Annotated in this window: 14 protein-coding genes; 8 read left to right on the top strand and 6 right to left on the bottom strand. The window is 50.3% G+C overall.

The genetic code is table 11. The annotated features are described in order from the left end of the window. Positions 1 to 209 precede the first annotated feature (209 nt). Entirely contained in the window at positions 210 to 1940 is a 1731-nt protein-coding gene (gene argS / locus K7X24_RS03450; RefSeq protein ID WP_224553004.1) for an arginine--tRNA ligase, read from the bottom strand. A gap of 656 nt (positions 1941 to 2596) precedes the next feature. Between argS and K7X24_RS03445 the strand changes: the two genes are divergently transcribed. Both K7X24_RS03445 and cutC read left to right on the top strand, forming a co-directional pair. Beyond that, positions 2597 to 3145 carry a VOC family protein gene (locus K7X24_RS03445; protein ID WP_224553002.1) on the top strand — a complete coding sequence of 183 codons (549 nt, stop codon included), beginning with the start codon at positions 2597 to 2599 and terminating at the stop codon, positions 3143 to 3145. A 332-nt stretch (positions 3146 to 3477) separates the two neighbouring features. Then, positions 3478 to 4236 carry a copper homeostasis protein CutC gene (gene cutC / locus K7X24_RS03440; RefSeq protein WP_039544582.1) on the top strand — a complete coding sequence of 253 codons (759 nt, stop codon included), beginning with the start codon at positions 3478 to 3480 and terminating at the stop codon, positions 4234 to 4236. A 156-nt stretch (positions 4237 to 4392) separates the two neighbouring features. Here the strand turns inward: cutC and cmoB are convergent, their stop codons facing one another. From cmoB to K7X24_RS03415, 5 genes are all read right to left on the bottom strand, one after another. Further along, positions 4393 to 5379: a tRNA 5-methoxyuridine(34)/uridine 5-oxyacetic acid(34) synthase CmoB gene (gene cmoB / locus K7X24_RS03435; RefSeq protein WP_103860840.1), complete on the bottom strand. Its 987-nt coding sequence runs from the start codon at positions 5377 to 5379 to the stop codon at positions 4393 to 4395. After that, positions 5376 to 6119 carry a carboxy-S-adenosyl-L-methionine synthase CmoA gene (cmoA, locus tag K7X24_RS03430; RefSeq protein WP_010306764.1) on the bottom strand — a complete coding sequence of 248 codons (744 nt, stop codon included), beginning with the start codon at positions 6117 to 6119 and terminating at the stop codon, positions 5376 to 5378. The genes cmoB and cmoA overlap by 4 nt, the downstream gene beginning before the upstream one ends. A gap of 495 nt (positions 6120 to 6614) precedes the next feature. After that, a complete protein-coding gene (locus K7X24_RS03425; RefSeq protein ID WP_224553000.1) occupies positions 6615 to 7010 on the bottom strand; it encodes an MAPEG family protein in 396 nt (131 codons plus the stop codon). 152 nt (positions 7011 to 7162) lie between these two features. Continuing rightward, positions 7163 to 7975, bottom strand: coding sequence for a DUF72 domain-containing protein (locus K7X24_RS03420; RefSeq protein ID WP_224553336.1), 813 nt, complete (start codon positions 7973 to 7975; stop codon positions 7163 to 7165). 78 nt (positions 7976 to 8053) lie between these two features. Continuing rightward, positions 8054 to 9271 (bottom strand): EAL and HDOD domain-containing protein, encoded by a 1218-nt coding sequence (locus K7X24_RS03415; RefSeq protein ID WP_224552998.1) that lies wholly within the window; start codon positions 9269 to 9271, stop codon positions 8054 to 8056. Positions 9272 to 9768: 497 nt separating this feature from the next. Here K7X24_RS03415 and aspS point away from each other — a divergent pair, with 497 nt between their 5' ends. The 6 genes from aspS to ruvB all read left to right on the top strand — a co-directional run bounded on the left by aspS (position 9769) and on the right by ruvB (position 15098). Beyond that, positions 9769 to 11565: an aspartate--tRNA ligase gene (gene aspS / locus K7X24_RS03410; protein ID WP_224552997.1), complete on the top strand. Its 1797-nt coding sequence runs from the start codon at positions 9769 to 9771 to the stop codon at positions 11563 to 11565. A gap of 1 nt (position 11566) precedes the next feature. After that, on the top strand, positions 11567 to 12010 hold the full coding sequence (gene nudB, locus K7X24_RS03405; protein WP_224553334.1) for a dihydroneopterin triphosphate diphosphatase: 444 nt from the start codon (positions 11567 to 11569) through the stop codon (positions 12008 to 12010). A 23-nt stretch (positions 12011 to 12033) separates the two neighbouring features. Next, entirely contained in the window at positions 12034 to 12777 is a 744-nt protein-coding gene (locus K7X24_RS03400) for a YebC/PmpR family DNA-binding transcriptional regulator (RefSeq protein ID WP_224552995.1), read from the top strand. A gap of 72 nt (positions 12778 to 12849) precedes the next feature. Further along, positions 12850 to 13371 (top strand): crossover junction endodeoxyribonuclease RuvC, encoded by a 522-nt coding sequence (ruvC, locus tag K7X24_RS03395; RefSeq protein ID WP_010307920.1) that lies wholly within the window; start codon positions 12850 to 12852, stop codon positions 13369 to 13371. Positions 13372 to 13462: 91 nt separating this feature from the next. Then, positions 13463 to 14080 carry a Holliday junction branch migration protein RuvA gene (gene ruvA, locus K7X24_RS03390; protein WP_010307916.1) on the top strand — a complete coding sequence of 206 codons (618 nt, stop codon included), beginning with the start codon at positions 13463 to 13465 and terminating at the stop codon, positions 14078 to 14080. Positions 14081 to 14087: 7 nt separating this feature from the next. Continuing rightward, positions 14088 to 15098, top strand: a complete 1011-nt coding sequence (ruvB, locus tag K7X24_RS03385; RefSeq protein ID WP_224552993.1) for a Holliday junction branch migration DNA helicase RuvB — start codon at positions 14088 to 14090, stop codon at positions 15096 to 15098. The last annotated feature ends 62 nt before the right edge of the window (positions 15099 to 15160 follow it).

Here is a 15160-nt window from a genome sequence, read left to right as displayed (position 1 = left end):
GTCGCTTGCGATGGCCCTGAAAGGGTGAATCTCAGGGATGAGATTCATATTCGCGCAATCCGAGCGTACAGGGATGTATTCACAGTGTCTTTACGATCTATCCATTATCACCGCACGGCTGTCTTTGCCTGTAACGTAAAACGCCATTGGTTTGTCACCAATGGCGTTTTTGCTTTCAATCGATAGATAAGTTTTCAGTCGATGGAGAATTACATCTTTTCGACGGTTTCGATGCCCAGCGTATCCAGACCTTGCTTCAACGTTTTCGCAGTCAGCAGTGCCAGTCTCAGACGGCTCTGACGCACGTCATCACTTTCGGCATTGAGAATCGGACAGTGCTCGTAGAAACCGGAGAACAGGCCCGCCAGATCGTACAGGTAGCTACACATTACATGCGGCGTGCCTTCGCGGGCGACGGAAGTGATGGTTTCTTCAAATTGCAGCAGACGCGTAGCAAGTGCAAATTCACGCTCATCACTCAGCGTAATCGGCTGCGTTAAGCTGTCTTCTTGTATAGCTGCACGCTTGAAAATAGACGCGACGCGCGTATAGGCGTATTGCATGTAAGGCGCGGTGTTGCCTTCAAACGCCAGCATGTTGTCCCAGTCGAAAACGTAGTCCGTCGTGCGGCTCTTCGACAGGTCGGCGTATTTGATCGCGCCGATAGAAACCACTTTCGCCAGCGCGGTTAACTCATCGCTTTCCATCTGTGGATTTTTCTCTGCGATGAGCTTCAGGGCGCGATCGTAGGCTTCATCCAACAGCTCAGACAGTTTGATCGTTCCGCCTGCGCGCGTTTTGAATGGCTTACCGTCTTTGCCCAGCATCATGCCGAACATGTGGTGTTCCAGGCTGACAGAATCAGGTACATAGCCGGCTTTACGCACGATAGTCCAAGCCTGCATCAAATGCTGATGTTGGCGGGAGTCGATGTAGTAAAGCACGCGGTCGGCGTTCAGGGTTTCATAACGGTATTTGGCGCAGGCGATATCCGTTGTAGTGTAGAGGTAGCCGCCATCTTTTTTCTGGATGATGACGCCCATCGGTTCGCCTTCCTTGTTTTTGTATTCATCAAGGAAAACAACCGTTGCACCTTCGCTCTCAACCGCCAGACCTTTTGCTTTCAGGTCGGCAACAATGCCCGGCAGCATGTTGTTATACAGGCTTTCACCCATGACATCCTGTTTGGTCAGCGTGACGTTGAGGCGTTCATAGTTGATCTGGTTCTGCGTCATGGTGATATCGACGAGCTTGCGCCACATCTGACGGCAATACTCATCACCCCCCTGCAATTTCACCACGTAAGCGCGCGCGCGTTCGGCGAAATCTGCATCTTCATCGTAGTGTTTCTTCGCTTCACGATAGAACGCTTCAAGATCGGACAAATCCATCTCGTTGGCGCTTTCGTTTTGCATTTTTTCAAGGTAGGCGATCAGCATGCCGAACTGCGTACCCCAGTCGCCAACGTGGTTGGCACGAATCACGTTGTGGCCTAAAAATTCCAGCGTACGGGCCGATGCATCACCAATGATGGTTGAGCGCAGGTGACCGACGTGCATTTCTTTCGCGACGTTAGGAGCAGAGTAGTCAATCACAATCGTTTGGGGTTCAACGGGCGTTAAACCCAGTTTTGGTGCATTCAGGGCGTTCTCAACCTGGCTCGCAACCCACTGCTTATCGAGAAAAATATTAATAAATCCCGGGCCTGCGATTTCTGTTTTTTCCGCAATGCCCTCCAGCGCCAAAAATTGGACGACTTTTTCTGCCAATTGTCGCGGCGGCATGCCCAGTTTTTTGGCCACGGCCATGACGCCATTGGCCTGATAATCACCAAACTGTGCTTTTGCCGACTGACGAATCTGAGCTTCGCTGTCTGCTGGCGCGCCCGCGGCGGTTAACGCCTGGCTGACTTTTTCGGAGAGAAGAGCCTGAATATTCACCGGTTTACCTTAAATAAAAAATTAAGCCTTGCTTATACCATATTTGCCTTTCCTCGTCAGCAGACGGGGCGAGGCAACGGGATGTTCAGGTGAAAAAACACCCAGACAGCGGGAGATTAAAGAAGAGGGAGCGAGATAAAAAAGGATAAGGAGAACACGATAAAAAAGAAAAAGTAGTTTTAGGTAGAATAAAAATAAATCAAATCGCGATTTTAACGTTTTTTTGACCGACTATTTGCACCAATTTTATGCGAGTCTCTGGTTTTAAAATGACGAAAAATAGCATATGCCGCAATAGCGATAAGTGCGATGGATATAATGAGTAAAACCATGGTGATATCTCTGCGTTATTATTTGTTTTCTTAATTTATACGTTTTCTTTTCGGCGTTCAATGGAGGGGGCTTTATTTAAGATTCCTCCCAGAATAGATTGCGAGAAGTATCGCAACTTACACTTGGTAAAAAACATTTTCGTTTATTAATCAAACAGCATCGTTACCTTTTTTTTTTGCATTTAATGCGTTTTAAGTAATGAAGGTGTAAATAAATGTACATGGAGAAAAATAGAATTTAATTAGGATGCATCACGGGTATGATATTCTCACTGTGCAAATGGTTATTGATAATGTGAGATGCCGCGAGGAGTTTTGTCCGATATGTTACCCGATGATTTGATAACGGATTTAGCGCGATTTGAGCAAGCGCTACAGGAATTGGCCGATGTGCTACAGCTGGATTTAGGCGCATTTCATGCGGACCATATTTCGCTGCGTTGCCATCAGAATACGACGGCTGAATTATGGAAAGCGGCGCTGCTAAAGTCTGGCAGCCTACTGTCTGAAAACCAAATCAATGGCCGCACAATCTGCTTGTTTATTCTGGATAATGCCATCACGGTCGGCCCCTGGCAGATTACCTGTATCGAGCTACCGTGGCCGGGGAAAAAGCATTATCCGCATGAAGGATGGGAACATGTGGAACTGGTGCTGCCCGGGGAGGCAGAAACGCTGCATCAGCGTGCGCTAGCCTGCTTGTCTGATGATGCGCTGCGTACGCCAGGCATCAAGCTTAAATTCAGTTCTCCGAAAGGCGAAAAAGAGCGAATTCCTAATCCCACGTTGGCGGTAACCGACGGGAAAGTGACAATAAAGTTTCATCCGTTTGATATACGCGATGTTGTCGCAAGCGAAATGTCGACGCTATAAAAATAATGTATGGCTCGTACGTAGCGTAATCAGAAAGATAACATTGGCTGAAAGATAAAATGGTGTGCCACGTTATTGAGGACAATTAAGTGATTCGGGTGAGTGAACGTAGCCAACGCACCTGCAATTTGAAGTATGACGAGTATAGAACAGATTAATAAAACTGTGGTTTATGTCATGTTTATTTCGGCACTGTATCGCGTTCATTGTGACTCCTGTCTCCTCACGATATGAATGTGAATGCCATAGTTATTACTTTAATCGGCGTGATGATTCGTCGATTTTTCGATAATTAAGAAAAGTGGTCTGGGAGTTTACGTGGAGGAGCAGCGATGACGAAACTGGAAGTATGCTGTTATAGCGTTGATTGTGCGATAACAGCAGCACAGTCTGGGGCTGACAGGATTGAACTCTGTGCAGGACAGCGAGAAGGTGGGTTAACGCCATCCTATGGGGCGCTGCGTGGCGCGCGTGAAAAGGTCGCGATTCCTGTTCACCCGATTGTGCGCCCGCGGGGGGGCGATTTTTGCTACAGCGCGACGGAATTTGCTGCCATCAAATACGACATTGAACAGATTCGTGAGATGGGGTTTCCCGGCGTTGTTGTTGGTGCGCTCAACGAGGAAGGGCACATTGATTTGCCCAAAATGCGTGAAATCATGGCGGCAGCTCAAGGGATGGCGGTGACTTTTCATCGCGCGTTCGATATGTGCCTGAACCCATACATTGCACTGGAACAGCTTACTGAACTTGGCGTATCGCGCATATTGACCTCTGGGCAGCAGCAGACGGCGGAAAATGGGTTGCGGTTATTACGTGAACTAACACAGGCCAGTCGCGGTCCAATTATTATGGCGGGTTCCGGCGTGCGCTTGACTAACGTGCACAAATTTCAGCAGGCCGGTATCCGGGAACTACACAGTTCCGCAGGCCAGTGGACACCCTCTCCGATGCGCTATCGCAAAATCGGCGTGTCGATGTGCTCTGATACGGAATTAGATGAGTTTAGCCAGTATTGCGTGGATGGCGATGTGGTGGAAGCAATGAAGCGGGCAGTCAGCCCTGATCGTGAAATGCAGTACGTGTCATGACGTAAAGAATTTCACGGTGCAAGGGTAGAGCGACAGCGTTGTTCTAAACACCACATCGTCATTCTTCAATTTTGCCGCGCCGCATACCATCAGGTGTGCATGGCAAGTACCAAGCCCCAGCGTGTTGCTGGGGCTTTTTTTGTCTAACGTAGTAATTTAGGACTGGTAGATGCCGGGTTTACGGGCAACCAGTACGGCACGTACTGGTGCGGGGTAACCTTCCACCGTTTTTGTTGGATCCTCAGGATCGAGGAATTCAGCCAGCGACTCCGTGATCATCCAGTCAGTCCGACGCTGTTCCTGCGTTGTCGTGGTGCAGATATCGACGACGCGGACATCAACGAATCCGCATTTCTCAAGCCATGTTGTCAAGGCTGCGGCAGAAGGGATGAAATACACATTGCGCATTTGTGCGTAGCGTTCTCCTGGTACCAGCACCTGATTTTCATCGCCTTCAATGACCAGCGTTTCCAGCACCAGTTCGCCACCTTCCACCAGCTGATTCTTCAATTGCCACAGGTGATCGAGCGGGGAACGACGGTGGTACAGCACGCCCATAGAAAATACGGTGTCAAACGCAGCAAGTTCGGGGAGTTGCTCAATGCCGAGCGGCAGAACGTGCGCCCGCTGATCGTTGCCGAGCAGCTTACGCACGGCTTCAAACTGGCACAAGAACAGCTGCATGGGATCGATGCCGACTGCCATCGTGGCGCCTTCACCGACCATCCGCCACAGGTGATAGCCGCTGCCGCAGCCTACATCCAGAATCAGGCGATTCTTCAGCGGGCTGATATGCGGGAGAACGCGCTGCCATTTCCAGTCAGAACGCCATTCTGTGTTGATATCCACGCCGTAAAGCGAAAAAGGGCCTTTACGCCAGGGCATCAGGTTACGTAGCAGCTTTTCAATGCCTTCACGCTGGCCGACGGAAATATCGGGCTCCATGCGTGCTGTGACACTGTCGTTCAAATCCAGGGACGTTGGCGTTAACGACGGGAGATGTTCCAGCGAGTTAAACCAGAGTTTGAACTTACCGTGCAAAGATTCCTGCTGCCAGCTACTGAGCTGTGAAGGCAGCGTGTTAAGCCAGTGGCTGAGCGGACCTTTTGCGATTTGCTGGTAAAAATTGCCGAAATCGATCACGCCTTTTCCTCTGCTTTCACGGCTAATAACGAGCCAAAATTAAAACACTGAAACCAAATCTCGCTGTGCTCAAAACCGGCATCTGCCAGTCGAGCCTTATGGGTTTCTACTGAATCGGTTAGCATGACGTTTTCCAGCATGCTGCGCTTCTGACTGATTTCTAACTCGCTGTAGCCATTTGCCCGTTTGAAATCGAGATGCATGTTGAACAGCAATTCACCGACGTCTTTGTCTGCAAAATTGAATTTCTCTGAGAGCACAAGCACGCCGCCGGGATTGAGTCCCTGATAAATACGCTTGATGAGCACCTGACGCTGGGAAGGTTCCAGAAACTGAAGGGTAAAGTTCAGCACCACCATAGACGCATTTTCAATATCAATGTTCAGGATATCCGCTTCTATAATCTCGACGGGTGTATCGGAACGGAAAGCGTCAATGTGGCTGCGGCAGCGTTTCACCATTGCTGGAGAATTGTCTACCGCGATAATTTTGCAATCTGGGACATGAATATTACGTCGCATAGACAACGTGGCGGCGCCCAGCGAGCACCCTAGATCGTAAACGTGGCTATCCGGGCGGACGAAGCGTTCTGCCAGCATGCCAATCATTGAAATGATGTTGGAATAGCCGGGTACAGAACGTTGAATCATATCGGGGAATACGTCGGCAACGCGTTCGTCGAATGTCCAATCACCTAAATTGGCAATTGGCACAGAAAAAAGCATATCGCGGTTTGGCATGGCGGAAAGTGCACTGAGAGTAATAAAGAGGCGCGCATTCTAGCAGAATACGGTATACCCGTCATACTTCAAGTTGCATGTGCGTTGGCTTCACTACTCGGCCCGTCGTAGGCCTCGCCCTAAAGGGCCGCTGCAAGTAGCGTTCAAACCTGCCTCTGGCAGATTTGTCAGTCACCCGAATCACTTACTTGAGTAAGCTCATCGGGATGAAATGAGAGACATCCTGTCTCTCACCGAAGGCCAGCCGCTGGCTGGTCAAATTCGTTCCCGACGAAGTTGTCCTTCTCTTGCCGCGTTACGATGCTCATGACTGAGCATCGCCCTAAAGGGCTAACGCTTCGCGTTGTTCAAAAACGAGCTCGTTTTGTCCTGAAACTCGAATTATTTAGGGTATATGACCTTCATCGTCCACAGGGTATGGACGCGGTTTTTGATTCCCGGACGCATAAATTCCGCGCGCCCAGGAGGCACAGATCTCGTTCTTGTTTCATGCCATCAATACAGCGTGAAAACCAGATCCCAGGGGAGGTAATAGAGGTTTGCTGCAATCATCAGGATGAGCGAGGCGTAGGTTGTCGCCATACCCGATCGCCGCCAGCGGAATTCGCGATGCCGAAGGCCGTAGTAGTGCACTAAACGTCCGGTGATCAATAAAATGCCGCAAAAATGGATCATGATGATAAGAGCGCCGTTCATCTCCATTAGCACCAGCAAAATCGCCGCAATCGGAATATATTCCACTGCATTGCCATGTACCCGGATCGCCGTTTGCAATTCATAAAACCCGCCGTCGCCATAGGCCACGCGATACTGCATTCTCAGTTTCACAACATCAATAGACAGCTTTATCAACAAGATTGCGCCGAGCACGATATAGAGCGCACTTACCATTTTTTACTCCGTGACCTAGCCGAAAACGGCTTGCAGAATAATAACTTTCCCTAGCGCAACTGTCGCCTGTAAAGGCTGATTTTTTTAGCGGAAATGGGCAACGTTACGAAATTTTTTATAACTAAATGGACTAGCATACACCGTATTTGTGCTCAAAAGAGCGTCGCCTGCTGTGGCCAATCCGGCTGGGGCGGAAAGGTCGGGTCGATCTCGGCGAGTAAGGGCCAAAGCTGCTGCGCCAGCGGTGGGGCATCACCGATATCCGGTGTATGGATAAAGAAGAAGGGATTCGCCTCGCGCCACTGCGGCAGCTTGTTACGCCATGACTCGAACCAGCGAAGATTTTCTTCCAGTGTTTCACTGCCGATAAAGCGAATCAGCGGCTGCGTGGCGGTCAGCACGGCGTGTACCGGTACGCGAGGCTTCTTCCGTTGGGCTTCACGCATGGCAGCGCTTTCTGGAGCGGCGTAGTGAACCGGACGGCTGTCGAGAATCACGCGATTAATACCGCGCTGCTGTAGCCCCTGATTCAACGCGCGTTCTTCATCGCCTTTAGCAAAAAACAGCGGGTGGCGTACTTCTACACCGTAGCTAAATCCCTGCGGCAAGGCATCAAGAAAGCGCCACAAAACGGGCAACTGCGCGGGGCCGAAGGTGGCAGGGAGTTGCAGCCATAATTGTCCGATACGGTGTGCAATCGGTTCAAGGCATTGATAAAAAAGCCCGACATCGCTATCACAGTTCTGCAAGGCGGCTTTATGACTGATCGTTGAAGGAAACTTGAAGCAAAAGCGGAAGTTATCATGTGTCATATCATGCCAGCGCTCGACAACCTCGCGTGAAGGCAATGCATAAAAGGTCGTATTACCTTCAACACAGGTAAAATAGCGGCTGTAGTCGGCAAGATCGTTTAACCCCAACCGACTCCAGGCGGGATGCTGCCATTGTGGTAATCCGATATACATCATGTCGTCGCCATCAATAGAATGCCGACGATTATCACGTAATTATCCGGGCAGCGCGAGTGAACCGAGATAAATCGTTCATAAAATTTCATCTGCCCACTGTGTTGCCTCCATTATCATGGTAAAGAAGTTTTCTTCATCGATATCCAACTGGATTAAGAGGTGTTCAAGCTCTTCCCACTCTTGCTGTTCGTATTTAGAGATCAGCGTCAGATAAACCGCAAGTTCGCCGGTGTTTTCTAATAAACTCAGGTTGATTTTTTCTGATAGTGCGATTTGTGAGAGCAACAGCGGCATTGGTGAGTCCAATACGGCATCAAGCAGCGACAATAATCCGCATAGAAACGCCTCGGTGGTGTCCTCCTTCACATTAAAAGAGGCATACAATAATTCAAAAAACCTAGCGCGAATTAAACTGGTGCGATAAAGCTCGCTGGGTTTATTCTCATTACTGTTGGTAATACTGATTAATGATACAAAACGTTTAAGTTCCCGTTGCCCAAGCAGCATTGCCATCGCGCGGAATGACATCGAGGTCGCAGTAATACCAAAGCGAGTGGTGTATTTTATATTGGTGATATGGCGCATCAGTTTATAATAAAGTGACAGGTCGGCACAGACCAATTCTTCGATCGTAGCATAGTTGAGCTCAGGTTTATTGACCTCTCTTAGCAGCTTGATGGTATTGCTGGAGTTATTGACCAATTTTTTCGATTTAATCATTTCAGGACGACTGAAAAAATAGCCCTGAAAAAGTGAGATGCCCAGCTTTTTGCTTTGCAAATATTGCTCATGTGTCTCTACTTTTTCGGCCAAATAGATTAACTTGCGCTGTGTGGTTCTTTTGATGAAATTTTCGATTTCATCAAAATTCGACAGCGTTAAATCGAATTTAACAATGTCAATGTAAGGCAAAAATCGATCCCATTCTGAATCCATCGAAAAATCATCAAGTGCAATTCTGAAGCCTTTTCTTTTTAACTTTTTTACGGCAACAAATAAATCATTGTTGGGTGTTGAATTTTCAAGGATTTCAATAACGACCTTTTCCTGTGGTAACACTTCAGCCTGGCCATTGATCAACATCTGATGGGGGAAGTTAATATAGTAAGGCTGTTCAGCTACGGACTTTGTCAACGGATTGGTTAGAAATTGATCAGAGATAAGCTGTGCGGTCGCAAATTCAGGGCTGACGTCAGGAAATTTATTGGTAATGTCCAGGCGGAAAAGGAGTTCGTAGGCAACGGTTTGGAGGTGCTGATTTAAAATGGGTTGACGGGCAACAAATGAATACATAGTTGTTCTCCATGTAAACCATACGCATTAACTAGTAGTGATGGCGCGTTTTTTATTAAAATTATTATAAAGATAACAAGTTAATTATTAACTGTAGCAGGTTTTAGTAAAAGAGAAGACGGGTTTCTGCAAATCGCTCTTCCTGCGTGTGTTGGGATGGTTAAGACCAGTCGTATTGCTATTGGCCTGTTGAGATGCGATAGGATCAGAGGGGGCGGCGCTCTGTTTTTGCAACAATTTCACTCTGACTGGTGAACATTTCGTTAACTGGAAAGGAAATTTCGTAAAAAGAGTAGGTGACTGTGTCGCAGAGCGTTACCTTCATGCTTATCGTTCGGGCGAATATCCTTTATAATAGCCGCCTTTTTTCACCGGACAGTAACCCAGAAAAACCATGCCGTGCAGCGAAAATGTCACAGTTTTGCACTGTGATTTACCGTGAAAAGTAATCTACCGTGAGAACGTGTGAGCTGGCGGATGAGTAAAAGGACATCGTGATGCGTACTAATTATTGCGGGCAGTTGAATTCGTCCCATGTGGGCCAGGAAGTGACATTGTGCGGTTGGGTTAACCGCCGCCGCGATCTGGGTGGTTTGATTTTTATTGATATGCGTGACCGCGAAGGGCTGGTTCAGGTGTTCTTTGACCCGGATCGTCAGGACGCATTTAAACTGGCATCCGAGTTGCGTAACGAATTCTGCATCCAACTTACTGGTGTGGTCCGCGCCCGACCAGAAAGCCAAATCAATAAAGATATGGCGACGGGTGAGGTCGAGGTTTTTGCCAACGCACTGACGATTGTTAACCGTTCTGAAGCGCTGCCGCTGGATTCCAATCAAACCAATACCGAAGAAGCGCGTCTCAAATTCCGCTATCTGGATTTGCGCCGTCCTGAAATGTCGCAGCGCCTGAAAACGCGTGCCCGTATCACCAGTTTTGTGCGTCGTTTTATGGACGACCACGGCTTCCTGGACATCGAAACCCCGATGTTGACGAAAGCGACGCCGGAAGGCGCGCGTGACTATCTGGTGCCAAGCCGCGTACATAAAGGCAAGTTTTATGCGCTGCCGCAGTCTCCACAGCTATTCAAACAGCTGCTGATGATGTCCGGTTTTGACCGCTACTATCAGATCGTCAAATGCTTCCGTGACGAAGACCTGCGCGCTGACAGACAGCCCGAATTTACCCAGATCGATGTGGAAACCTCTTTCATGACCGCGCCACAGGTGCGTGAGGTGATGGAGAAGCTGGTACGTGAACTATGGCAGGACGTGAAAGGCGTCGATCTGGGCGATTTCCCGATCATGACGTTTGCGGAAGCGATGCGTCGTTTCGGTTCCGACAAGCCGGATTTGCGTAACCCGCTGGAACTGGTTGACGTTGCCGATCTGGTTAAAGACATCGAGTTCAAAGTTTTCTCTGGCCCGGCAAATGATGCCAAAGGCCGCGTTGCTGCGATCCGCGTACCGAGCGGCGCACAGCTGAGCCGTAAGCAGATTGATGAATACGGCAAGTTTATTGAAATCTATGGCGCGAAAGGTCTGGCTTACATCAAGGTCAATGAGCGTGCCAAGGGGCTGGAAGGCGTGCAAAGCCCGGTAGCAAAATTCCTGAGCGAAGACGTTCTGTCTGCCGTGTTGGATCGTACTGCTGCACAAGATGGCGACATCCTGTTCTTTGGTGCGGACAGCGCGAAAGTGGTGACCGATGCGCTGGGCGCGCTGCGTCTCAAGCTGGGTCGCGATCTGAGCCTGACGAAAGACAACAGTTGGGAACCGCTGTGGGTTGTCGATTTCCCGATGTTTGAAGAAGATGGCGACGGTGGCCTTGCCGCGATGCACCATCCGTTTACTGCGCCGCGCGACATGCTGCCTTCTGAATTGGCGGCTAATCCGGTTTCGGCGATCGCCAACGCGTATGACATGGTCATTAACGGTTATGAAGTGGGCGGCGGTTCCGTGCGTATTCACAGTGGTGAAATGCAGCAAACCGTGTTCAGCATTCTGGGCATTACCGAACAAGAACAGCGTGAGAAGTTTGGCTTCCTGCTGGATGCACTGAAATATGGTACGCCGCCGCATGCGGGTCTGGCGTTTGGCCTTGACCGTCTGGTGATGTTGCTGACCGGCACCGATAACATTCGTGACGTTATCGCCTTCCCGAAAACGACGGCAGCAGCGTGTCTGATGACGGAAGCGCCAAGTTTCGCCAACCCGGCCTCGCTGGAAGAGCTTGCCATTGCGGTTGTTGTGAAAGGGAAAGCGGCTCAGGATGGAAAATCCGAGAACGAATAAGATGGTATACAAGCGACCCGTTTCGGTTCTGGTGGTGATCTATGCCCGTGACACCGGGCGGGTGCTGATGTTGCAGCGGCGTGACGACCCTGAATTCTGGCAGTCGGTAACTGGCAGCATAGAGGAAGGGGAAAGCGCGCCGTATGCTGCACAGCGTGAAGTCAAAGAAGAAGTTAACATCGATATATCCGCGGAAGCGTTATCACTCTTTGACTGTCAGCGCTGTATTGAGTTTGAGCTATTTGCTCATTTGAGACGTCGCTATGCGCCGGGGGTCACGCACAATACCGAACACTGGTTTTGTCTGGCGTTACCTGCTGAGCGGGAGGTGCAATTATCCGAGCATCTTGCTTACCATTGGTTGGATGTGCCCCATGCGGCTCAGTTGACCAAGTCTTGGAGCAATCGGCAGGCGATTGAGGAATTTGTTATTTATCCGGCCTGAACAGGCTTTTTTCGGAGATTTTTATGGCAGGTCATAGTAAGTGGGCTAACACAAAACATCGTAAAGCAGCACAGGACGCCAAACGCGGTAAAATCTTTACCAAGATTATCCGCGAGTTGGTCACTGCAGCCCGTTTGGGCGGTGGCGATCCGGGTTCTAACCCACGTCTGCGCGCTGCGATCGATAAAGCACTGTCCAACAACATGACGCGCGATACGTTGAACCGCGCGATTGCCCGTGGTGTCGGCGGTGATGATGATGCCAACATGGAAACCATCATTTATGAAGGCTATGGCCCAGGCGGTACCGCTGTCATGGTGGAATGCCTGAGTGACAACCGTAACCGTACCGTTTCCGAAGTGCGCCATGCGTTTACGAAAACTGGCGGTAACCTGGGCACCGATGGCTCCGTGTCGTACCTCTTCACCAAGAAAGGCGTCATTTCTTATGCGCCGGGTCTGGATGAAAATGCGGTGATGGATGCAGCGTTGGAAGCCGGTGCCGATGACGTTGTGACGTATGACGACGGTGCGATTGACGTCTTCACGCCGTGGGAAACGTTCGGTGATGTGAAAGATGCGTTGGATGCGGCTGGCCTGAAAGCAGAATCTGCGGAAGTGTCGATGATTCCGTCTACCAAAGCGGATATGGATGCAGAAACGGCACCGAAACTGATGCGTCTGATCGACATGCTGGAAGACTGCGACGATGTGCAGGAGGTTTACCATAACGGTGAAATCTCCGATGAGATAGCTGAACTGCTGTAATGGCAGGTCGGTAATGCAACGTAGCAACAGCTATCCACACGGGCGAATCGGCACCATGGCAATCGTAGCACTATGACAATAATAGTAGGTATCGACCCCGGTTCGCGCGTGACGGGCTATGGTATTATCCGTCAACAGGGGCGCCATCTGACGTACCTCGGCAGTGGCTGTATCCGTACCGTGGTGGATGATATGCCCACGCGGCTGAAGCTGATTTATGCTGGCGTCAGTGAAATCATTACGCAATTTCGCCCAGACTGTATGGCGATTGAGCAGGTTTTCATGGCGAAAAACCCGGATTCAGCCTTGAAGCTGGGGCAGGCGCGCGGTGTGGCCATCGTTGCCGGTGTGAATCAGGATCTGCCCGTGTTTGAATACGCGGCACGGCTGGTGAAACAAACGGTGGTAGGAACGGGCGCGGCGGATAAAAAGCAGGTGCAGCATATGGTTCGCTCACTGCTGAAACTGTCGGCCAGCCCGCAGGCGGATGCCGCCGACGCGCTGGCGATTGCCATTACTCACTGCCACTTTAGCCAAAGCCTGCTGCGAACAGCGGCGGCGAAAGTGAACCCGCTGGCAGGAAGACTGCGCTGAAACAGAAGGCTGGATATTCATCCAGCCTTTTTTATGCTATATACTCGTCATACTTCAAGCCATTCATTCCCTATGTAAAAGGAAGCGCAACGTGATAGGTCGTCTCAGAGGCATTATTCTGGAAAAACAGCCGCCGCAGGTGCTGATAGAAGCTAACGGCGTGGGTTACGAAGTCCATATGCCGATGACGTGCTTTTACGAACTCCCTGAACTCAATCAGGAAGCGGTCATCTTTACCCATTTTGTTGTCCGCGAAGATGCACAGTTGCTGTTCGGCTTTAATGATAAGCAGGAGAGAGCGCTGTTCCGTGAGCTGATTAAAGTGAATGGTGTCGGGCCGAAGCTGGCGCTGGCAATTCTCTCTGGGATGTCCGCGACACAGTTTGTCAGCGCCGTTGAGCGTGAAGAAATCGGTGCGTTGATTAAACTTCCGGGCGTCGGTAAGAAAACGGCGGAAAGATTGGTTGTTGAAATGAAAGATCGCTTTAAGGGCTTGAGCGGCGATCTGTTTAATCCAGTCAGCGATATTCCGCTGGCATCGCCCGCTACCGCAGACAGTCGCGTTGGCGAACCTGAAGCGGAAGCTGCAGCAGCATTGGTTGCGCTAGGTTACAAACCACAGGAAGCTAGCCGCATGATTTCCAAGATTGCGCGTCCCGATGCTGACTGTGAAACCCTAATCAGGGATGCACTGCGCGCGGCGCTGTGAGGTATTCATGATAGAAGCCGATCGTTTGATCTCCGCTGATGCCGTTCCCGAAGAGGAATTTATCGACCGTGCGATCCGCCCTAAATTGCTCACCGAGTATGTGGGGCAGCCGCAGGTGCGTGAGCAGATGGAAATTTTTATCCAGGCAGCTCGCAAACGTGGGGATGCGCTGGATCATCTGCTAATTTTTGGTCCCCCCGGTCTGGGTAAAACGACGCTGGCGAATATTGTTGCTAACGAGATGGGCGTGAATATGCGCACGACATCGGGCCCAGTGCTGGAAAAAGCCGGCGACCTCGCGGCGTTGCTGACTAATCTTGAACCGCATGACGTGCTGTTCATCGATGAAATCCACCGTCTGTCGCCCGTTGTGGAAGAAGTGCTGTATCCGGCGATGGAAGATTATCAGTTGGATATCATGATCGGTGAAGGGCCTGCCGCCCGTTCGATCAAACTCGATTTACCGCCTTTCACGCTGATTGGCGCAACGACGCGTGCAGGCTCGTTAACCTCGCCATTGCGCGATCGTTTCGGCATTGTGCAGCGTCTGGAATTTTATAAAGTCGCGGACTTGCAGTATATCGTCAGCCGTAGCGCACAGTGTTTAGGGCTGGATCTGACATCTGAGGGGGCGCTTGAAGTGGCGAGGCGCGCGCGGGGTACGCCGCGTATTGCTAACCGATTATTGCGACGGGTGCGTGATTTCTCCGAAGTTAAGTCAGAAGGGGCGATTACCGGTGATGTGGCGATACAGGCACTGGATATGCTGGCGGTAGATACCGAAGGCTTTGACTACATGGACCGTAAGCTGCTGTTGGCGATCATCGATAAATTCATGGGCGGCCCCGTCGGGCTGGACAATTTAGCGGCAGCAATTGGTGAAGAGCGCGAAACGATTGAAGACGTACTGGAGCCGTTTCTGATTCAGCAAGGGTTCATTCAGCGTACGCCACGCGGTCGCATGGCGACGCAGCATGCCTATCGGCATTTTGGCTTAACGCGTGAAGATTTAGGTTAACGGGTGAAAAAGCGTATCGCCTAAGAAATGCTTTCCCTATTCAGGGAGACCACGAGGTCTCC

Origin of the sequence: Pectobacterium versatile (genome assembly GCF_020166435.1) — a bacterium.
In the GTDB taxonomy this organism is placed as follows: domain Bacteria; phylum Pseudomonadota; class Gammaproteobacteria; order Enterobacterales; family Enterobacteriaceae; genus Pectobacterium; species Pectobacterium versatile.
Note: the sequence above shows the minus strand (reverse complement) of the source record. Positions and strands in the feature narration are given on the sequence as shown.